23 protein-coding genes are annotated in these 22,263 nt (G+C 48.4%); 10 read left to right on the top strand and 13 right to left on the bottom strand.

What is annotated here, in order from left to right:
• Positions 1-3: 3 nt before the first annotated feature.
• The 5 genes from fliJ to fliF are packed head-to-tail and all read right to left on the bottom strand — an operon-like array spanning position 4 to position 5,247.
• On the bottom strand, positions 4-447 hold the full coding sequence (gene fliJ / locus ACPAOP_RS09090) for a flagellar export protein FliJ (protein WP_423682081.1): 444 nt from the start codon (positions 445-447) through the stop codon (positions 4-6).
• A gap of 32 nt (positions 448-479) precedes the next feature.
• Entirely contained in the window at positions 480-1,862 is a 1,383-nt protein-coding gene (gene fliI / locus ACPAOP_RS09085) for a flagellar protein export ATPase FliI (RefSeq protein WP_423682083.1), read from the bottom strand.
• Between the two features lie 5 nt (positions 1,863-1,867).
• Positions 1,868-2,557: a flagellar assembly protein FliH gene (locus tag ACPAOP_RS09080; protein WP_423707735.1), complete on the bottom strand. Its 690-nt coding sequence runs from the start codon at positions 2,555-2,557 to the stop codon at positions 1,868-1,870.
• A complete protein-coding gene (fliG, locus tag ACPAOP_RS09075) occupies positions 2,550-3,545 on the bottom strand; it encodes a flagellar motor switch protein FliG (protein WP_423682085.1) in 996 nt (331 codons plus the stop codon). Before fliG ends, ACPAOP_RS09080 begins: the two co-directional genes overlap by 8 nt.
• A complete protein-coding gene (gene fliF, locus ACPAOP_RS09070; protein WP_423682086.1) occupies positions 3,538-5,247 on the bottom strand; it encodes a flagellar basal-body MS-ring/collar protein FliF in 1,710 nt (569 codons plus the stop codon). The genes fliG and fliF overlap by 8 nt, the downstream gene beginning before the upstream one ends.
• Before the next feature lie 24 nt (positions 5,248-5,271).
• Between fliF and fliE the strand changes: the two genes are divergently transcribed.
• Positions 5,272-5,805 carry a flagellar hook-basal body complex protein FliE gene (fliE, locus tag ACPAOP_RS09065; protein ID WP_423707733.1) on the top strand — a complete coding sequence of 178 codons (534 nt, stop codon included), beginning with the start codon at positions 5,272-5,274 and terminating at the stop codon, positions 5,803-5,805.
• 28 nt (positions 5,806-5,833) lie between these two features.
• Here fliE and ACPAOP_RS09060 read toward each other — a convergent pair whose 3' ends face one another.
• The 8 genes from ACPAOP_RS09060 to ACPAOP_RS09025 form a co-directional block, all read right to left on the bottom strand.
• Positions 5,834-6,592, bottom strand: coding sequence for a flagellar brake protein (locus ACPAOP_RS09060; protein WP_423707731.1), 759 nt, complete (start codon positions 6,590-6,592; stop codon positions 5,834-5,836).
• 21 nt (positions 6,593-6,613) lie between these two features.
• Entirely contained in the window at positions 6,614-6,934 is a 321-nt protein-coding gene (locus ACPAOP_RS09055; RefSeq protein ID WP_423710000.1) for an EscU/YscU/HrcU family type III secretion system export apparatus switch protein, read from the bottom strand.
• Positions 6,921-8,084, bottom strand: a complete 1,164-nt coding sequence (locus ACPAOP_RS09050; protein WP_423707729.1) for a flagellar hook-length control protein FliK — start codon at positions 8,082-8,084, stop codon at positions 6,921-6,923. The genes ACPAOP_RS09055 and ACPAOP_RS09050 overlap by 14 nt, the downstream gene beginning before the upstream one ends.
• Positions 8,085-8,089: 5 nt before the next feature.
• Positions 8,090-8,425: a flagellar protein FliT gene (locus ACPAOP_RS09045; RefSeq protein WP_423682091.1), complete on the bottom strand. Its 336-nt coding sequence runs from the start codon at positions 8,423-8,425 to the stop codon at positions 8,090-8,092.
• A 6-nt stretch (positions 8,426-8,431) separates the two neighbouring features.
• Positions 8,432-8,902 (bottom strand): flagellar export chaperone FliS, encoded by a 471-nt coding sequence (gene fliS / locus ACPAOP_RS09040; RefSeq protein WP_423682092.1) that lies wholly within the window; start codon positions 8,900-8,902, stop codon positions 8,432-8,434.
• A gap of 30 nt (positions 8,903-8,932) precedes the next feature.
• Positions 8,933-10,948, bottom strand: a complete 2,016-nt coding sequence (gene fliD, locus ACPAOP_RS09035) for a flagellar filament capping protein FliD (protein ID WP_423707727.1) — start codon at positions 10,946-10,948, stop codon at positions 8,933-8,935.
• A 102-nt stretch (positions 10,949-11,050) separates the two neighbouring features.
• Positions 11,051-11,425, bottom strand: coding sequence for a flagellar protein FlaG (locus ACPAOP_RS09030; protein WP_423682095.1), 375 nt, complete (start codon positions 11,423-11,425; stop codon positions 11,051-11,053).
• A gap of 83 nt (positions 11,426-11,508) precedes the next feature.
• On the bottom strand, positions 11,509-12,996 hold the full coding sequence (locus ACPAOP_RS09025; protein ID WP_423707725.1) for a flagellin: 1,488 nt from the start codon (positions 12,994-12,996) through the stop codon (positions 11,509-11,511).
• A 347-nt stretch (positions 12,997-13,343) separates the two neighbouring features.
• Here ACPAOP_RS09025 and ACPAOP_RS09020 point away from each other — a divergent pair, with 347 nt between their 5' ends.
• From ACPAOP_RS09020 to ACPAOP_RS08980, 9 genes are all read left to right on the top strand, one after another.
• Positions 13,344-15,548, top strand: coding sequence for a tetratricopeptide repeat protein (locus tag ACPAOP_RS09020; RefSeq protein ID WP_423707723.1), 2,205 nt, complete (start codon positions 13,344-13,346; stop codon positions 15,546-15,548).
• Positions 15,545-16,315: a glucose-1-phosphate cytidylyltransferase gene (rfbF, locus tag ACPAOP_RS09015; RefSeq protein WP_423682099.1), complete on the top strand. Its 771-nt coding sequence runs from the start codon at positions 15,545-15,547 to the stop codon at positions 16,313-16,315. The genes ACPAOP_RS09020 and rfbF overlap by 4 nt, the downstream gene beginning before the upstream one ends.
• Entirely contained in the window at positions 16,279-17,409 is a 1,131-nt protein-coding gene (gene rfbG / locus ACPAOP_RS09010) for a CDP-glucose 4,6-dehydratase (protein WP_423682100.1), read from the top strand. The genes rfbF and rfbG overlap by 37 nt, the downstream gene beginning before the upstream one ends.
• Before the next feature lie 213 nt (positions 17,410-17,622).
• The gene (locus ACPAOP_RS09005; RefSeq protein WP_423707721.1) at positions 17,623-18,186 is read left to right on the top strand and encodes a dTDP-4-dehydrorhamnose 3,5-epimerase family protein; all 564 of its coding nucleotides are present in this window, start codon (positions 17,623-17,625) and stop codon (positions 18,184-18,186) included.
• A complete protein-coding gene (locus ACPAOP_RS09000) occupies positions 18,183-19,409 on the top strand; it encodes a methyltransferase domain-containing protein (protein ID WP_423707720.1) in 1,227 nt (408 codons plus the stop codon). The genes ACPAOP_RS09005 and ACPAOP_RS09000 overlap by 4 nt, the downstream gene beginning before the upstream one ends.
• A gap of 11 nt (positions 19,410-19,420) precedes the next feature.
• The gene (locus tag ACPAOP_RS08995) at positions 19,421-19,909 is read left to right on the top strand and encodes an acyltransferase (protein ID WP_423707719.1); all 489 of its coding nucleotides are present in this window, start codon (positions 19,421-19,423) and stop codon (positions 19,907-19,909) included.
• Complete coding sequence (locus ACPAOP_RS08990) at positions 19,906-20,727, top strand: NAD-dependent epimerase/dehydratase family protein (protein ID WP_423707718.1); 822 nt, start codon at positions 19,906-19,908, stop codon at positions 20,725-20,727. Before ACPAOP_RS08995 ends, ACPAOP_RS08990 begins: the two co-directional genes overlap by 4 nt.
• Positions 20,724-21,473, top strand: a complete 750-nt coding sequence (locus tag ACPAOP_RS08985; RefSeq protein ID WP_423707716.1) for a cephalosporin hydroxylase family protein — start codon at positions 20,724-20,726, stop codon at positions 21,471-21,473. The genes ACPAOP_RS08990 and ACPAOP_RS08985 overlap by 4 nt, the downstream gene beginning before the upstream one ends.
• A gap of 35 nt (positions 21,474-21,508) precedes the next feature.
• Positions 21,509-22,255 carry a TylF/MycF/NovP-related O-methyltransferase gene (locus ACPAOP_RS08980; protein WP_423707714.1) on the top strand — a complete coding sequence of 249 codons (747 nt, stop codon included), beginning with the start codon at positions 21,509-21,511 and terminating at the stop codon, positions 22,253-22,255.
• Positions 22,256-22,263: the final 8 nt, after the last annotated feature.

Genomic DNA, 22,263 nt, shown 5'->3' with positions numbered 1-22,263 from the left:
TTGCTACTCTGATTTGTAAAAATACGCCCGTGCGGCAAAATCGTCGGTTTGTTTCTGATCGGATTTAGCTTCTTTTTTTTGCTGCACCGTTTTTAGTCTGTGATCAAGCGTGTTGTATGACAAACGCTTTTTTTCATTTCCTTGCCAGTCAATCTTTGCAGCCTGAACTTTCGACTCTGCATTGCGAATCACTTCTTTTTGTCCTTCGACTGCGCTATCCAGTTTCGCTAAAAAGCTCATAAAATTTCCATACTGGCTCGCGCTGATGCCGGCAGCGGCAGCAGCCTTAAATTTACTGTCGTAATCAGCACGATACTGAATCAGCAGATCAAGCTTGCTTTGCGTTTCTTCATGATAACGAATAGCTTGTCCGAGACGCTTAGCCGCATCATCGGTTTCCCGGTCTGCGATCTCAATTAAGGTATTGATTGGTGATCTCTTTGCCATCTGTAACTAAGTATAGGACGAACTAAAATTATTTATCCTTGGAATAGAGCCCGAAGTCCCTCTAAGCTCTCCGATATGCTGCATTTTTGAGTAATATCCTGCTGCAAAAATGCAATGATTCTCGGATGTAAGCGTATCGCTTCATCAAGCAACGGGTCTGAGCCGGGTGCATACGCGCCGACGCTGATCAGATCGCGGCTGCGTTCATATCGTGAGTAGAGTTGTTTCAATTTTCTGGCAAGTTGCTGGTGTTCAGGCGTCGTAATGCTGTGCATGGCACGGCTGATTGATTGTTCAATATCAATTGCCGGATAATGTCCGCTCTCAGCTAAGGTCCGGTTTAACACAATATGTCCATCAAGAATTGCTCGAGCCGAGTCTGCAATCGGATCCTGCTGATCATCCCCCTCAGTCAGCACTGTATAAAATGCAGTAATCGAACCTCCGCCTTCTTTCCCGTTACCGGCGCGCTCAACAAGTACGGGCAATTTCGCAAAAACCGAGGGAGGGTAGCCCTTGGTCGCCGGCGGTTCGCCGATCGCCAGCGCGATTTCACGTTGCGCCATCGCATATCGGGTTAGGGAGTCCATGATCAGCAAAACACTATGTCCCTGATCTCTGAAATATTCGGCGATTGTTGTTGCGTACGCAGCGCCTTGCAATCGCAATAGTGGAGGAGCATCTGCCGGTGCCGCGACGACTACTGACCTTGCCAGTCCTTCTTCGCCAAGAATCTGTTCAATAAATTCTTTTACCTCGCGTCCGCGTTCGCCAATCAGTCCGACGACGATAACGTCTGCTGTGGTGAACCTTGCCATCATCCCCAGCAGAACACTTTTACCAACCCCTGAACCCGCAAATAATCCCAGACGTTGTCCTCGTCCGACGCTAAGCATGCTATTGATTGCACGGACGCCGACATCAAGGGTATCAACAATCGGCGCCCGTTCCAGAGGATTGTAAATTCTTGCCGCGAGTGGAGCAGATTCAGTTGTTTTCAGAGGGCCGAGCGTATCTAACGGCCGTCCGTTGCCATCTAGTACCCGTCCTAATAACTGGTAGCCGACCGGAAGCTGGCGGCTCCTGTCGCTGGGCCTTCGCATAGGGTGATTAGATTTAGGTCTTGATTCTTCCGCAAAAACGGGCGCGCCTGGAGTCACGCCTTCCAGATCGCTGTGCGGCATCAGAAAAAGCCTGTCGCCGTCGAATCCCACTACTTCAGCGTCTATTTTTGCGCCGCTCGCCAAATGGATGGAACACGCACTTCCGACCGGTAAGCGCAGACCGACGGCTTCCATGACCAGACCTGTGACTTTAGTGACTCTGCCGGCAATTGGAATTTCGTCATTACCCGACAGTAAATCCTTACCGCCTGTCAGTATTGATTTCCATTGATCTGTGAAAGTGCTTTCCATATTGTTTACTCAGCTTCCGAGGCGTTTTTTCGCAAAATAGCAGTCAACCGCTCCCATCGCGTATCAATGCTTGAATCGATAAGATTTTGCGATGTTTCAATTTTGCAGTCGCCCCGTGACAATTGCTGATCGGGGACGATACGCCAGCCGTTGGCTATCAAGGTGTCACCAAGATTTTTTTTAACGATATTAGCGTCAGCAGGATTCAAGCTGATGCTCGCGTTGACTTGTGCAGATGGCAGTTGAGCGATCGCGTCTTCAACGATGGGAAGGATAATATTCTGATCGAGTTCAACCCTGGTCTTTAAAATTGCGGATGCCAGACTGATGGCAAGATCCAGCAATTCCTTGCCTGTCGTTTTTCCGACTTCTTTCAATTCCGCCGAGAGTTTGTCTAACAGAATATGCATGCTTTGTATGTCGGGCTGCATATTTTCTGCCGCCATCATCTGTCCTGCTTCTTGTCCTTCACGCAGCCCCCGTTCATAAGCCTCCTGATAGCCGACGGCGTAGGCCTCTTGTCGAGCTTTTTCGCGGATTTCCTCCAGTTCTTGTTCTGACACTGTCGGGACTAATCTGGCGGGAACAGGGTCAAGCTTGGGCTCTGGCATATGATGAGGGCGAGTTTCACCAAACGACGCCATTTCCCAGCGTTGGTAGGCTGAGACGTCATCTTTTCGTAAGACACTAGACATAAGCGTCCTCACCTTTTGCACCCAGCATAATCTGACCTTCGTCTGCAAGTCGCCGTACGACGAGCAGAATTTGTTTTTGCTGAGCTTCAACCTCAGACAATCTTACTGGACCTTTAGATTCCAGATCTTCACGCATCATTTCCGCAGCACGCTGAGACATATTTTTAAATATTTTCTCTCGCATATCCTGACTTGCGCCCTTGAGTGCGATGATGAGCGAATCGGATTGGACTTCGCGCAGCAAGAGCTGAATGCCCTTGTCATCGATGTCCATGATGTTGTCGAAGACAAACATTTCATCCATGATTTTTTCTGCCATATCACCGTCATATTTACGCAGATTATCCATGACCGATGCTTCATTTTCACCACTCATGAAGTTCAGTATTTCTGCCGCTGCTCTGACGCCGCCAATCGATTTTTTCTTCAGGCTTTCGTTGCCGGTCAATAATTTGGTCAGAACATCGTTAAGTTCTCTCAGTGCGGCTGGCTGAATACCGTCAAGCGTTGCAATGCGTAAAACAACGTCATTTCGTAAGCGCTCCGAGAAATTATTTAAAATTTCACAAGCCTGATCGCTTTCCAGATGAACCAGGATCGTCGCAACGATCTGAGGGTGTTCATTTTTAATCAGGTCGGCAACAGACGCTGAGTCCATCCATTTCAGACTCTCGATGCCGCTGGCATCTTTACCGCCAAGAATACGATTCAGCAGGGATGACGCCTTATCATCTCCCAGTGCTTTTGTGAGAACATTGCGGATGTATTCATCGGAATCCAGGCCGACGGACGAACTCAGGTCTGCGGCAGCTTTGAATTCTTCGAGCACCTTAGCGATGCGCTCGTGAGGGATTGCACCTATTGTCGCCATGGCCGCACCAATTTTCTGTACCTCACGCGGTCCCAGAAATTTCATTACCTCAGCGGCACCGTCCTCACCCAGCGCAAGCATAAAGGTTGCCGCTTTTTGTACTCCATCATCACTCATTGTTAATCCATGTCTTGATTACGTTAGCAACAATTCTCGGGTCATTTTTGGCTAATTCTCTGGCCATATCCATATTTAATTCGTAGGCACTTCCTTGTTTTGCCGCTTGTAATTCTTCTTCACTGGAGAGTTCAACGAAGGTATCTTCCTCTTCGTCTTCATCTTCTGCCTCTTTTTCAGCAGCAAGTTTTTCAGCTTCTTCTGCCTCTTTTTTCGCTTTCTCTGCAGCGACATCTTTCCCCATAATTTTATACAACAGGGGTTTCAGATATCCGAAGAAAAGGTAGGCTAATACAGCGGCAATTAATAAATATTTGCCCAGTTCTTTTACTAATTGTATGGTTTCCGGCTGTTTCCAGAATGGTACTTCCACTATAGTTTCTTTTTCCGGACCGGCAAATGGGCTATTAACAACATTCAGCGTGTCACCCCGGTCTTTATTAAATCCCATCGCTTCACGTGCCAGATCGGTAATCTGTGTTTTTTCAATATCCGTTAGCGGTCTTGATATGATTTTTCCGGATTTATCCGTTTCGTTCTTATAGTTCACAACAACCGCTACGGACAGCCGCTTCACGCCTCCCATTCCCTGCTGTGTGTAACGTATGGTTTTATCAACCTCATAGTTGATAGTTGAGTCTTTTTGTACCAGTCCGGTATTGGATGCTGACGTTGATGTTGCTGCGCCGCTGGCTACGATTGGCGCGGTGACGGGCACCGGCGGCTGATTTGTCAGTGAGCCTGGAATACCGGATGCATTGTTATTTTTGCTGTAGCTCTCGCTGGATTGCTGACTGCGTATCGTGGATGCTTCGGGCGGTGAATTAGGGCGGTAACTTTCTGCAGCTTGTTCGCTTTTGGAAAAATCGATGTCTGCACTCGCCTCTGCGCGGACATTATTGGCGCCGACTATAGGTGAAATAATAGATTCAATGCGTTTGACGATATTTTGTTGGAACTCCTGCACGTATTTAAGCTGCGACGGATCCAGGTTATTGCTCCCGGCTTGCTTATTCATATCCGAAAGCAAATTACCGTTTTGATCGACGATCGATACATTTTTCGTTGACAGTTCCGGAACGCTGCTGGCAACCAGATGCAGAATTGCGCTGACTTGTTGTTGGTCCAGGACCCGGCTGGGATACAAGTTCAATAGCACGGATGCCGTTGGTTTTTGCTGATCACGTATGAAAACAGAAGACTTAGGGATGGCAAGATGTACTCTTGCTGACTGCACAGCAGAGACCGCCTGAATTGAGCGCGCTAATTCACCTTCGAGTGCGCGTTGAAAATTGACTTGCTCAAGAAACTGCGAAATCCCGAGCTTCTGATTTTCCATTAATTCAAAACCAACATTGCCGCCCTTGGGTAAGCCCTGTGACGCGAGTTTCAGACGGGCATCATGTACCTGACTTGCAGGTACCAGAATTGCGGTACCGCTTTCCGAGTATTTATACGGAACGTTCATTTGCTGCAGAGATGCGACGATAGCGCCGCCATCCCTGTCGTTAAAGTTTGAAAATAAAACTTTATATTCAGGTTGTTGCCCCCACAGCCAGATACCGGCCATGATTGCCAGTATCAGTGCTGCACCTGCTGACAGCATCGCTGTACGGACGCCTGGCGTTTGTGGTATCCCGAATATTTTTTTAGGTTCCGCAAGCTCATCCGGAGCCATGATCATATTTTCAGCGGTCGCCATAAATCACCTGATCAGCATTGAAAAATGAGAAGTCTGTTTGCGTCATGTTATGAAGCCATTTTGGTTTTTTCCTTACTACCGATTTTGCACTGGATTCCAAATTTCAATCAGAGGAGCAAGCATGCATTTGTCCATCTTATTATCGAAATGAAGAATTTTCCAAATGATAAGGTAGATGCCAGATCAATCTTTATTGACTATGGAGAATGTATGAAAATGGCTGGCATTGACAGCAGTCGCATTGATGCAATGGTTGCTCAGTTAAAAGCGACGGCTGCAAAAATGGAGGCGGGGGCAGGCATCCACCGCACTGAAGAGAGCGATGCGCCTAAGCGCTTAGATTTTGCTGATGCACTCAAAGCGTCCCTAGATCAGGTGAACAAGGTTCAGCTGACGTCGCAACAATTGGGAGAAAAATTTGCGATGGGAGATGATAAAGTCAGTTTGTCTGACGTCATGATCTCTATGCAAAAAGCAAACATTTCATTTCAGACGACTGTACAAGTCAGGAATAAATTAGTCACTGCATATCATGACATCATGAATATGCAGATTTGATCCTGAAAACAACTGAAGTGATGGTGTATCAGCGGATTCCAGTCAATTTGGAATTCCGCTCTCTTTCTAATTTCATGATGTAGCGTTGAACGCTGGTCAGCATAGAATTAGATAAATTTGAAAACTGACAACCAATACGACGATTCGTTTTTCCATTTAATAAAACCAGATCTTGGGAGTTTCTGATTTCCAGTGTGACGTCAATCGTACCGAACGTTGGTAATTCCAGTGTGCAATGTTCGTAGATTTTTCCCGGTGTGCAATCAAGTATCTTCCTTTCGTCCAGCACCGCAATACCACCGCAACTGATATCAACCAATGATAATTTTAAGACTTCAGGCTTATCATTCAGTTCGACAGGGAAACCTACTTTTATTGGCGTAGAGACAGGTGTGTTAATCCGGTAATACTCACGCCGTTGCAGTCTGATCAGACTCGATGGAATGCTGAATTGCAAAGCGGGACGATTTTCAAAATTGGCAAGATGTACGCCCGTTGTTGAAAATTGGATACCGATTTTATCTAATAATCCCTCAAATGAAACCCGATGTGCTTCAACTATTCTTTGATTCGCTAATTGCCCGGGCGCAGAGTCAACGGTAACAGTATTATTGCTATCGTCGACGTCCAGAATCGATGTGATAAACACCTCAGCTCCATCATGAATCAACATGCTGATGAACTGGTTGCTATCTTTCAGACCGCGCAACAGGGAGATAATTTCCCGGCGGGAGTCAACCTGGAATGGACTTTGGTTTTCAGTCCCGAGAGAAGGAGGGGATTGCATGTGTTTATTTGCTCTTATCTGTCAAAATTTTGAAATAGCAGGGGCTGAAGCTTGCGTCTGATGAGTGATGTCAGACTTTTCGGTGTCGATATGGTAAAGCCAAGCGAGCAGTTCTGCAACCGCGATATACAGAACCGGAGGGATGTTTTCATCGAGATCAACTTTCATTAATAACGATACCAACTCTTTTGATTCGTGTACGTGAACTCCGTGCTCTTTTGCACGGGCGATTATCTCTTCGGCAATGATACCTTTGCCTTTGGCGACAACACGAGGAGCGCTGTCTCCGCTATGGTAGGCGAGGGCGACGGCGTGCTTATCGGTGGGTTTATTTGCTGTCATCTTTTCTGACACTGAGGCTATCCAGAATCGTATCCAAAGAAGAAAGGGAAGATGAAAGTTGTCCTGCGTACGTTCTTAGCGTGTTCACCGTATCTTCTTTTTCTGCATTGATGCTCAGACTCAAATGATTCGCGTGAAAATTAAACGTCGCCGAAACTACGCCCAAAGAGGGTAAATCAAACTTTACTGTGCTTTGCCAGTGATTATTATCCTCGGGTAATGATCCTTTGGTTTGTTCAGAGGGTTTCTCTCTCTTGATTTCCCATTTTATATACTGCCCCGGAAACAGTTCGCCTTGCCAACGAATGCTTTGATCTTCCAGTGTACGTAACTGCTGCTGGATGAGCTGAATGATTTCTTTATTGCCTGAAATAAGACTATTTTCTTCGCCGCTAACATTCTGGCTCAGTGCTGAGAGTACTGACTGAGGCTCGGTTTTCAAATCGCTGAGATTCTTTTTCCCGTCTATCCATTCAGCAAGATGAGATTCGTAAAACAGACCGCTCTGGCTGATTTTTTTTTCTAATAATACGGCTGTTTTTTCGATGTTGTTTAAATCTGATTGTGTGTTTAGTATCGCGGTTTTCCCGACAATAGCACTGCTTTCGGCGTTGTCGTTATCAGCTTGAAGGATAGTACCTATCAGTTTGCTGGCGTTGCTTAATGTGGTAACGCTGCTATCAGTGTGAATGCCGCTGTCCGGAGCAAGAGGGCCGGTAGTGGCCTGGAGGATTGCTTTTGCAGAAACTAACTTGTTAGTCTCTTCCAGTCTGGGCTGGGGTGACGCAGAGAAATCAGAAAGTGTTTTTTTTCCCGGTGTGTAGGTTTGTTCTGTAATGAAATTTTCTACGCTCTGTTGTCTGCTTTCTAAGGCAAAAGTCGGTCTTGGATCGGTTGAAATTAAGCGCAAGGAGACGGAATCACCTTCATGCACGCCCTCCGGAAGTTGCATGCGAACACTCAGGTTGGCAACCCGGACGTTAAAGCTTCCATCTTTTTGCCGGCTAAGGACTTCTCCGTTGAGTTGTTGACCCACGACGAGCTGCGCGAGTTTTGAGGCAACTTCCTGCCTGAGCGAATTGAGTCCCGCACTTGCCGATGTCGCCTCGATATCGGCAGTCGTGATCGAGTTATCGAGGCGATAAGGCATGTCAGTTACGCTGAATTTGCGACTCCATAAGCATGGTTCAATTTACGTTCGGCACTTGACGCTCTCATCAGATTAGATAATTCGGCCATCCATGGTTCTGTAATGTCTCGAATCTCTCTGTCGTCAGCCAGTATTTTTTTGATGACGCGAATTTTTCTTTCTTTGAGTTCAGGGGGGAGTATTGCCGGACTCTCATTATCTCGAATTTTTTGAACCTTGGAGCTGCAATCGTTTTCCAGCTCTGTCAACCGTTCCCAGTCACGGTTACGCGCAGCATTCAACATTTTATCGGTGATAACGGCGATATGTTCGTACAATGTAATAATTTCTATGCTTTCCATTATGAATCAGGCCTCAAAAACGTGAACTTGTCGTGGTTGTAATGGATCGTGTTCGCTGACAGCAGGTGCCGCCGGTTGCTGAGCAACGGGCTCAATGGTTTCCCAAGTTTGCTTCAGATCGCGCAATAAGTTTTGTACTTCCAGTAACTTTCCTTCATCTTTATTCAGATTAGCCAGCAACAGCTGTCTGCTCATGTATTCGTACAGCGCATCGAGATTCAACGCGATTTCACCGCCTACCCGCTTATCCAGACTTGCACGCAAGCCGTTATCAATAATAGAAATGGCGTGAGAAATAGACTTTCCTTTCGCGGCGATTTCTCCTTTCTGCATTTGCTGAAGTGCATTTCCAATTGCAGTGATCGCACCGTCAAACAACATGACGATCAGTTTGTGGGGGCTGGCAGCTATGACGCCAGTTTCCACACCAATTTTTGTATATGCGCTTGCACCATAGGATTTTGATGAGCCAAACATAGCTAGTCCTTTGAGTATTCTATATATGAGTTACTTGTTCGTTGTGCCGTTCAATATGCCGATTTGAGCGGTTAAAAAGCTTTGTGTAGCATTTAAATTCGAGATAACGGTGTCCAGTGATGAATATTGTGCTTGTAAGCGAGCCTGGGTTTTAAGCAGACGAGCATTAAGGTCATCCGTCTGTTTTTGCAATGATGTCAGTGTACTGTTAATGCCTTTTGTCGCACTGCTGATCGTGCCGGTCGTACCAAGAAAGCTAGTGACAAGATTGTTCAGTTTGTATGCATAACCCTGGGAGAAACTGACTTTGCCACGGTCACCGGTTGCGCCGCCGTTGACAACAATTTGCAGGCCTTCAGACGGAGATCCTGATGCGCCAGTTAGTATCTGACCTGAGCCTGTTGCAGAAATGCCATTGAATGTGCCGGCAACATTTTTACCGGTTGTTCCCGTGCTGACGGTTCCAGTCAAGGCAGTGATGCTTGTTCCGGCATTACTGGTCAGACTGACATTGGATGCACTGCCGAAACTGCCGGATGTAATGTTAAGAAAGCCATTGCTGTCGATCGAGGTCGTAACCGATACACCTGCGTTAGAAAAACTGGCGGTACCATTAATCGATGACTGTATCATCGAGGCCAGTTGGGTTGCAGTGTAGTCGCCTGCCGCTAGACTCACGGTACCAGAAAGACCGTCAATTTTGACATCGATTTTTGTTCCGGCGGCAATCGTCGTTGGTCCGGCGTTTAAGTTGACATCACCTGTCAGTACGCCTTGAGTCGCGATTTGGGTTACTTTAACAGCATAGTCTCCAGGCTGCGTTGCTGCCGTTGACCCGGACAGACTGGTCAGGCTGTCCGTCGTTTTTCCCATCGCTGCAAATAATCCGCCAACATCATTGAAATTATTTGTTAATGCGGTTTGAAGTTTCGAGGAGTCAACAGCCAAAGAACCGTCTTTTTGAAAGCTGATACCAATCTGTGCCAGGCTTGTGAATCCGCCACCCAGACCATTGACGGCTGTTGATAACGTATTTCGTATCTGATTCTGGATTGCCTGGGTCGTTGGATCGCCAAGTAAAGCCCCTGCAACTTTGGTCGTCGGATTATACGATGTCAGTTGTGAAATGGTACTGTTCAGACTGTTGTAGGCAGAAACAAAAGAGTTAATGCTATTTTGTACCGCAGATGTGTTGGTATTGACCGTAATTGATGTGGTGCCTGTTTTCTGTGCGGTGATAGTCACCCCTTGAATCGCGGTTGCTACCTTATTGCTCGCGCTGGAGACAGCAATACCGTTGACAGTGAGGTTGGCATTCTGACCAGTAGTAACTTCTTTAAAATTTTGAGTTCCGGTAGGATCATAAGCAAGCAGATTTTGCAGACTTGCATCTCCGGAAACGCTGATTTTCAGGCTCGATGTAGCCCCTGTTGATGCTGAACTCAGTACTAAGTGGTAAGGGGTTGCGCTGCCATCGCCAACGATGGACGCGTTCACGCCGATTTTTGCACTATTAATAGCGTCGCGTATACCTTGCAACGAGTTATTCGAGCTATCAATTGTTACGGTACCGGTTGCCTGGCTTGCATCTTGTGTAAATGTCGCGCCGCTATAGATACCGCCGGTCTGAGTTCCACCTGAAATGGTGCCGAACTGAAAACTTAATGTTGTGCTTGCACCGCTTCCGATAGCGGCTGTGGTATTCACCTGACCAGCGCTGGATATCGTCTGCGACTGCGCAAGTTGCGTCACATTGACGTTGTAAGTTCCGACGCTTGCGGTGCTGCTTGCACTGACTGAGGCAACGGCGGTATCACTCGCTGTAGCTGCCAGTGTTTTGAAGGTGGAATCACTACTCAGTGCAATCAGGGAGGACTGGAAGGAGCTGACTGAGCCACTTAACGCACCTAGCGCAGTGACATCCGCCTGATAGCTGGTTTGTTTTTTTTGAATCGATGCTAGCGGCAGACTCTCAATGGCCATGAGCTTGCTGACGATGGTATTTACATCTAGCCCAGAACCTACACCGGTGGATTGTATGGCCACAATAATTCTCCTTTTGAAGTCCTTACTATATCAAATCTGATTCTTGTTCAATTGAGATGAAAGAAGGGTTTTTACCTGCTATTTTAAAAAGATCGTTACTGATTAAGCTTCGTTCTTAATGAGTAATCCCTTTAATTTATCTAAGGATTTAGATATTTCAAGTGCCTCTTCCGTAGGGATCTGGCGTAATACCTGATTGGTTTGTTGATCAATAATTTTGACAACGACACGCTTACTGTCAGTATCAACGCTGAAGCGCAAATCCTGTGAGCGGGTCTGCAACGCATCATTAATATGAGCAATCGCTTTATTAACTTCGGTGCTGTCAAACTTTTTGTTATCAGCCTTGTCGGCGGCAGTTGCCGTAGTCGTGCTGATGTTATTGGCAGGAGGGGCTGAGCGCGTGCTGACGACAGCGCTTTTGTCGCTGATCAATTGCCCCGATTGAGGCGGGTTGCCAATCGATGGGATGTCCATGATCATTTCCTTCAAAGTTAGATTCCCCTGATCATAACTGATCAGGGGAATTATCTACATCAATAGAAAACTGAAGCTATTGATTAACGCAGCAGTGCGAGAACACCGTTAGGTAATGAGTTAGCTTGAGCCAAAATTGCAGTACCAGCTTGTTGCAACACTTGAGAGCGAGTCATGTTTGCTGTTTCTGATGCGAAGTCAGCATCTTGAATACGGCTACGTGCAGAAGCCAGGTTCTCTTGTGATGTTTGCAAGCTGTTCACAGCAGAGGTAAAGCGGTTTTGTATCGCACCCAGAGCAGCACGGGAACTATTGACCGATGCAATCGCCGAATCGATGGTTGCCAGAGCTGACTGCGCCCCTGCCGCCGTACTCAGATTCAGAGAGGATACACCTGCACCGACTGTGACTGCTGCTGAAGTGAAGCCACCTGTCAAGTTTGCAGCTGTCAAACCTGTACCTGTACCATTTGCCAGAGTGATACCAGTAGAGCTTGTGGAAGACAGGGAAAGTGTTGATGTAGCAATGTCTGTCGCACCAAGTGCAGATACGGTGATACCTGTATTGGCTGCAGCAGCAGCTGCATTAGTACTTGCTGTCACTGTGATATTACGTCCATCAGCAGCTGCCAGGGCAACAGCACCAGTCGATGTGTCAAATGTTGCTGTGACACCAGTTTGAGAGCTGATCGCATTAACAGCAGCAGCAACTTGCGCACCGCGCTGAGCACCTGAAGTCGAGCTGCTCAATGCACCCAGATTGACACCGTTAATTGTGATGTCGCCGGAAGCAATTGCTGTCGCACTGGTAGATGCTGTACCGGCAACTGATGTTGCACCCACTGTTGCAGTGACACCAGTCTGACCGCTGATCGCATTAATTGCCGCTGCTTTAGCGATACCACTACCATCTGCGTTAGAGAAGGAAACACCGTCACTAACAGATTTACCGACTTGGTAACCATTGATGGATAAGTCACCGGATGCCAGCGCTGTTGTAGTTACAGCACCTGCGCCTGCTACGGTTGCTTTGTAGCTGGATGTGGAGCCGACACCAAGAGCCGAAGATTTAGCGCTTGCAATTGATGAGATACTGATTTGATCGTTTGCACTGCCGTTAGCACCAACCTGGAAAGTTTGGTTGGCGAAACTACCGTCCAGCAGATTTACGCCGTTGAAGTTAGAAGAGCTTGCAACACGGTTGATCTCGGAGATCAGCTGGCTGGCTTCGTTATTCAGGGATGCACGGTCAGATGCACTGTTAGAACCGTTGGCTGCCTGAACTGCCAGGTCACGAATACGTTGTAAGTTGGAACCGATTTGTTGCAGATCGCCCTCAGCTGTCTGAGCCAGGGAAATACCGTCATTTGCATTACGTGCAGCTTGGTTTTGACCATTCAGCTGCGAAGTCATACGTTGGGAAATTGCGAGACCAGCGGAGTCGTCTTTTGCGCTGTTAATACGCAGACCGGATGAGAGACGTTGCATGGATGTTTGCAGTGAGCCTTGAGATGTAGTCAGGCTGCGTTGTGCATTCATGGATGCAATATTGGTATTGATATATGAAGCCATTTTGATACTCCTTACCTAAGTTATTAAATTCGGCGTTAAAACCTCAAACTTCGGTCTGTCTGTTGACTGTTGCACCGCCGTTGTGAAGGGTTACGGACGCGAATCAAAAACTTTTAGCTAGTTTCCGCAAATAAATACTATTTTTTTTGCTTAAGTTTTCTCCCATATTCCGCTCAACGACAGCTTTTAAAATTTCTTGAGGGCTTAATTTAAATATCTTTCACCCCTTTATTCAGGCTTAAGCAATTACTTTTTTCCATTTAAAATGAATTTTAGTAGCCATCATGTCCAAAAACATTATTTTTTAGTCATGTTGTTGGTCTTTGCCACCTTAAAGAGGACACATAATGAGTAAAGCTGGTTTGCATCCGGGAAATGCATTTAAAGAAGCAAAAGCTTTATACAAGGCAAATCAGCCAGAAAAAGCAAAAGCGCTGTGTTTAAGGATAGTGCAGCAATACCCTTTACATCAGGATGCCAATTACTTTCTCGCCAAACTGGCTTTTGAAGCCGGACTCAACGAAGAATCACTGCAGTTTTTGCAAAAAGCGTTTACCGGAGCGCAGCAATTCAATGCAGATAAGCATGCTTATTATCAGGTGCTCAATCGGTATATACAGAGTCGTTCTTTTGAACAATTGGAAGCCGCCAGTCTGTGGCTGACTGCATTTAATCCTAAAGATGGCATTGCCTGGGATTATCTTGGTATCAGCCGTCTGGAGCAGGGAAAATATTCCGAAGCCTACGATGCGCTTCAACATGCGGTCGCGCTATTACCGAACAATCCTCATGTGCTGGCAAATATCGGCAACGCTTTGATATCTCTGGAACGCTGTGCTGAGGCCACCACTTATCTAAAAAAAGCAGTCTCGCTTGATCCGGAAATGGTGGTGGCGCAGAATAATCTCGGTAACTCCTTACGGATGATAGGGCAGACTGAGGCAGCGATTGAGGCATTACAAACCGCCGTACGCCTTAATCCCGGTCTGGCTTATGTTCATAATAATCTGGGGCTGGCTTATCGTGAGAATGCGCAATGTGCCGAGGGGATTAAATGTTTTTATCGCGCGCTGGAATTGCAGCCCGATCTGATTCAGGTGTACCCGAATCTGATTGATGCCCTGAGACAAAATGGTGAGGTACAGCGCGCGATTGAGTGCGGCAATGAAGCGATGGACCGTTGTGCGAACATCCCGGAATTCTGGGGTGGCTACGGCGATGCCCTGCGCGAGGCTAATCATCTTGATCCCGCAATCGAAGCCTACATGCGGGCGCTGTCATTTAAAAAAGACTCGCAGTCGTCGTTTAATCGCAAAATATTCAGTAATTTATTGTTCTGTTTAAATTACCACCCGGATTTGCCGGCGGAAGTGATTTTCGGCGCGTATCAGGATTTCGATCAACGTTTTGGTTTGCCCAATAAGGTCTTCTGGCGTCCTTTTGATAACGTACGCGATCCGAATAAACGTTTAAAGGTCGGGTATGTCGCGCAGGCGTTTTATAACCAGGTCTGTAAATATTTTCTGCTGCCTTTGCTTGAAAAACACGATAAAAGTCAGGTCGAGGTTTATGCCTATGCGAATCCGCCGTTTGAAGACGAAACAACGGAATATTATAAAAAGTCGGTTGACCACTGGATTTACACTCGTGAAATGACCGATGCAGAACTGGCAGAACGTATCCGTGCAGACGGCATTGACGTGTTGATCGACGTTGCCGGACACACAAACAGCAACCGCCTCGGCGTCTTTGCGCGCAAACCTGCACCGGTCTCCCTTCACTGGCTGGAATACGGCTACACCACGGGTTTGACCGCGATTGATTATTACCTGACCGACAAAGCCACTGTCACCGATAACTGTGCCCACCTGTTTTCTGAAAAAGTCTGGTGTCTGGATGGGCCGGCTTATACCTATCGTCCGGATGTCCGTAAAGCAGAGCTGGTGCCGCCACCGGTGCTGGAAACAGGTGTGATTACTTTTGGCAGTCTGTCGCGCTCAGTTCGTATCAATCATAAAGTAGTGAAGGTCTGGTCAGCAATATTAGATGCGATGCCGAATTCCCGACTGATTATCAACAGTGGTGATTTTAAAGACGTCAAAGTGCAGGATGAAATGGCGTCGCGTTTCATGCAATATGGTATCGACCGTTCAAGGCTGGAGATCGGTTTTACCAGCCCGTCATGGGAAGTGTTAAAACAAATCGATATTGGCCTGGACTGTTTCCCGCATAATTCAGGGACAACGCTGTTGGAGAGTGCGTATATGGGAATACCTTTCATCACCCTGGCAGATCGTCCATCGGTCGGCCGTATCGGCGCCAGTGTGTTAAGAGCGCTGGGGCGCGACGAATGGGTAGCGCAAACTGAAATGGAATATGCGCAGAAAGCGCTGATCCTCGCGCATGATATCGATGGCCTTGTGCATTTACGGCAGACATTACGCGCCGAGATGGAAGCCTCCCCTTTGATGGATGAAGAGGGTTTTGCCCGCGATGTGGAGAAAGCCTATCGCGGCATGTGGGAGATCTATTGCAAGGAGAATGCGCAATGAAAGCAGTGATTCTGGCGGGTGGTCTGGGAACGCGGATATCAGAAGAAACCCATCTCAAGCCCAAGCCGATGATAGAAATCGGCGGTCATCCGATTTTGTGGCACATCATGAAGAGCTACTCAGCGCATGGTGTGAATGAATTTGTGATTTGCTGTGGCTACAAGGGCTATCTGATCAAAGAATATTTTGCGAACTACTTTTTGCATATGTCAGATGTCACCTTCGATATGCAGCACAATCGTATGGAGGTCCACGAAAGACATGCCGAGCCATGGAAGGTCACGCTGGTGGATACCGGCGAAGACACGATGACAGGCGGGCGGCTCAAACGTGTCGCGCGTTACGTACAGGACGAGGAGGCATTTTGCTTCACGTATGGCGATGGTGTGTCTGATCTCGATATCGCTGCCTCGATCGCATTTCATAAAAATCACGGCAAGCTTGCGACTGTAACGGCGGTATTGCCACCAGGGCGCTACGGTGCGCTGGAGCGTGTCGGCGATCAGGTCGCCGGTTTTACGGAAAAACCTCGCGGCGATGGCGGCTGGATCAATGGCGGTTATTTTGTGCTGTCTCCCAAAGTGCTTGATTTTATCGCTGACGACAGCGTCAGCTGGGAAGCGGAACCCTTGGCCAGATTAGCTCAGCAACAGCAACTCATGGCCTACGAACACGCCGGTTTCTGGCAGCCTATGGATACGCTGCGCGAGAAAAATCTGTTGGAAGATTTATGGCAATCAGGGCAGGCGCCATGGCGAACATGGTAAATCGCGACGTAGTTAGTCCCGGGACTATCAGCGCATTTCCTGCACCTGAACCCAGTTTCTGGCAGGGGCGACGGGTCTTGCTGACCGGGCACACTGGTTTTAAAGGCGCCTGGCTGGCTTTCTGGTTGCTGCGCATGGGCGCGACGGTGACTGGTCTGGCGCTGGCACCGCGTACTTCTCCGGATTTATTCGATGCGCTTGGGTTGGCCGGGCGTATGCAAAGTCACATCGGTGACATCCGTGATGCTGCGCTGGTGCGTCAGATCGTGGCCGAAGGTCAGCCGGAAATCGTTTTGCATCTGGCGGCGCAGGCGCTGGTGCGGCCCAGTTATCAAGATCCGCTCGATACCTTTTCAAGCAACGTGATGGGCACCGCCAACGTGCTGGATGCTTTGCGCGGCATCGACAGTGTCCGCTTGGCACTGATGGTGACGACCGACAAAGTCTACCGTAACCGCGAATTACTGACGCCCTATCCGGAAACCGCTGAACTGGGTGGACATGATCCGTACAGCGCGAGTAAAGCGGCGTCTGAGCTGGTAATTGCGAGTTATCGCTCGGCGTTTCTGGCCGAGCAAGGCGTGACGGTGGCGGTTGCCAGAGCGGGCAATGTCATCGGTGGCGGCGACTGGTCGGAAGATCGTTTGCTGCCGGACGCAGTGCGGGCATGGCAAAGGCATCAACGTCTGCAGATACGTCGTCCGGAATCAGTGCGACCATGGCAACATGTACTGGAGCCCGTCTCGGCGTATCTGACCCTGGCGCAACGGGCTTATCATTTACCGGGGCTGGGCGAAGCCTGGAATTTTGGGCCGGACGAAGTCGCCACCGTGCGTGAGGTTGTTGAACTGGCGCAGGGCGCTTATGGCGGCGGAGAGGTCGATTTCGCGCGTGATATCAGCGGGCCACATGAAGCAGGTCTGCTGGCGCTGGATGTCAGCAAGGCGCGGCGGGAATTAGGTATACGCGCACGCTGGGATTTACAGAATGCGGTGCGCCGCACGATGTGCTGGTATCGCGATTTTGAGCAGGGTCTGAGCGCCAGCGATTTGTGCGAGCGCGATCTGGACGCATTTTTACTCGGTACAGAATAAGGATGCGGGCAGAATATCCGGCGCAAAAGTAAGTAGAACGAGGGAAAAAAGCAGGAAAATGGCTTCCTATATACTCCCGGGGGTATATTCCAGGCTCCTTTATTTTCAAGGAGATGAGAGCGGAATTTCTCAAAAGTGGGGGGAGTATATGAAAACAGACAGTTGTAACGCTAAATTAGATAGGGAATGCCGGGCTGATGAAGATAAAAATGTATGGCACAACGATTTGAACTGTTGACGACACCGATCATCGGTTTGTCGCTCTTGCAGCGACGGCCGCTGGCGGATGCGCGCGGCTATTTTCAGCGTCTATTTTGCGCAGACGAACTGGTGGAATTCGGTTGGACGCAAGGTGTCGCGCAAGTGAATCACACTCAGACGCTGGAAAAGGGCAGTGTGCGCGGCTTGCATTTGCAATTGCCCCCTCACGCCGAAATGAAACTGATTACTTGCCTGCAAGGAGCGGTCTGGGATGTCGCCGTCGATCTGCGTAAAGATTCCCCTACATTTTTGCAATGGCATGCCGAAGTGCTGTCTGCCGACAATAAGCGCTCATTCCTGATACCACAAGGGTTTGCGCATGGTTTTCAGACCCTGACGGACCATGTTGAAATGTTGTATTGCCATAGTCACGCTTATCAGCCAACGGCGGAAATGGGATTGAATGTCTTTGACGAGCGACTGGCGATAGGCTGGCCTTTAGCTGTGACAGCGATGTCTGACAAAGACCGGCAGTGGCCGCTGCTGGATGCATATTTTGAAGGAGTAAACGTATGAAATGTCGGCATTGTGGTCAGGCTCTGACGCAGCCTTTTCTGGATCTGGGGAGCGCGCCGCCGTCGAACGCTTACCTGACTGCCGAGGCATTGCATCAGGCTGAAGTCTGGCTGCCATTGACACTGATGGTGTGCGATGCATGCTGGCTGGTGCAGACGCTGGATTTTACCGGACGCGAAAATCTGTTTGATGCTGACTATGCCTACTTCAGTTCATGTTCGTCGAGCTGGTTGCGTCATGCCGAACGGTTTGTTACGACCATGCGCGCGCAGCTGGCGCTTGATTCCAACAGCATGGTGGTGGAAGTTGCTGCGAATGACGGCTATCTGCTGCAATACGTTCAGGCGGCAGGTATTCCCTGTCTGGGTATAGAACCTACGCACAGCACCGCCAATGCTTCGCGAGCCAAAGGTATTCCTGTTGTCGAGCGCTTTTTCGGACGTGAGCTTGCCGCAGAACTGGTCGCGCAAGGGCAGTCGGCTGATCTGACCGTGGCGAATAATGTGCTGGCACATGTGCCTGATATTAATGACTTTGTTGCCGGATTCGCGCTGCTGTTAAAACCCGCAGGCGTGGCGAGTTTTGAGTTTCCGCACCTTCTTAATATGGTGCAGCAAAATCAGTTTGATACCGCATATCACGAACATTATTCGTATTTGTCTTTGCATGCGGTGCAAACGATTTTCGAACACAATGGTTTGCAGATCATCGATGTGCAGGAATGGCCTACACATGGCGGCAGCTTGCGCGTGCTGGCGCAACGTCTGGATGCTAAAGCCAGATCTGTGCTGCCAAGCGTCGGGGATATTCTGGCGAAAGAACGGGTTGCCGGTATGAATGCGCTGCCGTTTTACCGCGATGTGCAAAGCAGGGCGAAGCAGGCGAAATTCGATCTCTTGCAATTCCTGCTCGATTGTAAGCGCCAGAATCTGCGCGTCGCTGCCTACGGTGCAGCTGCTAAAGGAAATACCCTGCTGAATTTTTCCGGCATCCGGCCTGACTTATTGCCTTATGTCGTGGATATTAATCCGCACAAACAGGGTAAGTTTCTTCCCGGTAGCCGGATTCCGATTGTCAGTCTGGCGCATTTGCTGGCCGATAAACCTGACAGAATTCTGATTTTGCCGTGGAACCTGCAGGAAGAAATCATGCATGATCTGGCGGCGGTCAAAGAATGGAATGCCCGCTTCGTGGTCGCTATTCCACAATTGCATCTTCTGTAAAGGAGTTTATTGTGATCGAGATTCATCCTGATGCGCGTATTTCCAGGCTGGCTGATATTGAAGATTCTGTGCGCGGTACCCGTATCGTGATCGGTGCATCGTCCAGTATCGACAGCTTTGTTAAATTTAAACCCGCCGGCGGCAGTGGTGATGTCGTGATCGGTGAGCGCACCACGATTAATTCCGGTTGCGTGCTTTACACCGGCAACGGCATTCGCATTGGCAACGATGTGGCGATCGCGGCAAACTGTACTTTTGCCCCCGTTAATCATGCGTATCAGGATAAAAACCGACGGATCAATCAGCAGGGCTTTTTGCCAAGCAAGGGCGGTATTGTGATTGAAGATGACGTCTGGATTGGTGCTAATTGCGTGATTCTTGATGGTGCGGTGTTGCGGCAGGGTTGTGTGATTGGCGCGGGCTCAGTTGTGCGCTCTGAGGTGCCTGCCTTTTCGATTAATGTCGGCGTTCCTTTACGCCGGGTCGGGTGGCGTGAATGAGCGTGCCGACCGCAGCGATGCATGCCACCCTGATTGGCGGTCATGGATTTATCGGGCGTCATTTGCAGGCACAATTGCGCAGCCTGGGCTGGACAATTGACGCACCGTTACGGAATACGCCTTTGGCTCAGCAGGATCTTGGCCATGTATTTTATTGCGCAGGACTGACGGCTGATTTTCGTCAGCGGCCCTATGACACTGTCGAAGCGCATGTGACGATGTTATCTGAGGTGCTCCGGCACAGCACGTTTTCCAGTCTCACGTATTTCTCAAGCACACGCGTCTATGCGGAAGCACCGTCAACGACTGAAGATACCGTCTTGCAGGTGCGCTCCCATATTCCGGGTGATTTGTATAATCTGTCTAAACTCATGGGCGAAAGCCTGTGTCTGGCTAGCCAGCGGGAGGTGAGAGTGGTTCGCTTGTCTAACGTGTACGGTGCGGGAATGCAGCGGCAGAATTTTCTGGCTGAAGTGCTGACGGCAGCGGCGAAAGACAAGCATGTCGTCTTTCGCAGTTCGCCTGCATCGCAAAAAGACTATATCGCGGTACAGGATGTGGTGCGTTGTTTGCCCGTTATCGCATCGCATGGTACATGCGGAATTTATAATCTGGCCAGCGGCGTCAATGTATCGAATGCCTATATTGCTGCGATCCTGCAAAAACTGGGCGTGCGTTGCGAGTTTCTGGAAAATGCACCGGATATCTCATTTCCAGACATTAATATTGCAAAAACAAGCGCACTTTGTGGCGCGCCTCATCACAAACTGGCAATGGATTTGCCTACACTTTATTCACACTACTGCGAGATACCATGAATCCTATTCAGCAATTTGAAGCCGAACGCGCGGCGCGCATAGAACAACTCGGACAAGACCGTGAATTTCAGGCGCAGTCCCGCGACTGGCTGGAACAGAGCATGCGCAAGCAGTATGTTTATAATTTTTCGTGGCTCGGTCGTCCGATTATCCAGAACCCCATCGACATACTGGCAATGCAGGAACTGATGTGGACGGTACAACCTGATCTGGTGATTGAGACAGGAATCGCACATGGTGGCTCCATCATCTTCTCCGCATCAATGCTGGAGCTCAATGCTGCCTGCGGAGGAAATCCTGATGCGCATGTACTCGGCATTGATATCGATATCCGTGAACATAACAAACAGGCGATCTTGAAACACCCGATGTCTAAACGCATCACGATGCTGCAAGGTTCCAGCGTGGCACCGGATATTGTTGCGCAAGTACGTGCCGCGGCCGAAGGTAAGCAGCGCATCATGGTTTTTCTTGATTCGAATCATACCCATGAGCACGTCCTGGCTGAACTCGAAGCGTATGCGCCGCTCGTCAGCAAGGGTAGCTACTGCGTGGTATTTGATACCTTTGTCGAAGATGTGCCGGCAGATGTGTTTGATCAACGGCCGTGGGCACCGGGAAACAGTCCAAAAACCGCAGTGCATCAATATATTCAGAATCATCCCGAGTTTGAAATCGACAAAGCGATGCAACATAAGTTGCAGATCACAGTTGCACCGGATGGCTTCCTGAAAAAAGTGCTTTAGGATCGTATTTTTAATAGTTATCTTAAGGATGAGGTATGAACAGCTGGTCTACTAAGACTTTTTACGGTTTAGAAAACCATAAAGAATTCATTAACGGTATTCAACATTCGGTAAACCAAATTTCATCGCAAACTGGAATCTTTACAGGCGATCAATTATTTACCTATAACAAAAACCTTAGTTTTCTGACTGACGAAAAATTTATGTCAGCTTTTAATAAACACGCAACTACCGACGTAGAGCGATCTATTATTTGGAGAATTGCTACTGTATGTTGGGCTGCTAATAATGGAATGAGATTAGAGGGCGATTTTGTAGAAATTGCCTGTTACAAAGGAACTACCGCTCGAATTGTTTGTGACTATGTTGACTTTAAACAGCATTCGGAAAAACAGTATTTCTTATACGATTTGTTTGAACATGATGAAACAATGCCACATCATGCGATGCCAGAACACAGCAAGGAATTATATAGCCGAGTGCAACAAAGGTTTTCTGAATTTTCTAATGTGCGCATTACTCAGGGGCGTGTTCCTGATAGTCTGAAAATTGCAGCACCTGAAAAAATTGCGTTCATGCATTTAGATATCAATAATGCCGACGCTGAAATCGGCGCTTTAGAAGCACTGTTTGACAGAATGGTACCTGGCGCGGTGATGATATTAGATGACTATGGTTGGCTATATTATCGTGAGCAAAAAATGGCTGAGGATCCTTGGTTTGCGAAAAGAGGATATCGAGTTTTAGAGTTGCCCACAGGTCAAGGAATGATTATAAAGTGATCCCTCAC

It is taken from the genome of Undibacterium sp. WLX3042, from assembly GCF_049544825.1.
GTDB lineage: Bacteria > Pseudomonadota > Gammaproteobacteria > Burkholderiales > Burkholderiaceae_D > Undibacterium.
The sequence above is the reverse complement of the archived record's forward strand: the minus strand, read 5'-3'. Positions and strand labels throughout refer to the sequence as shown.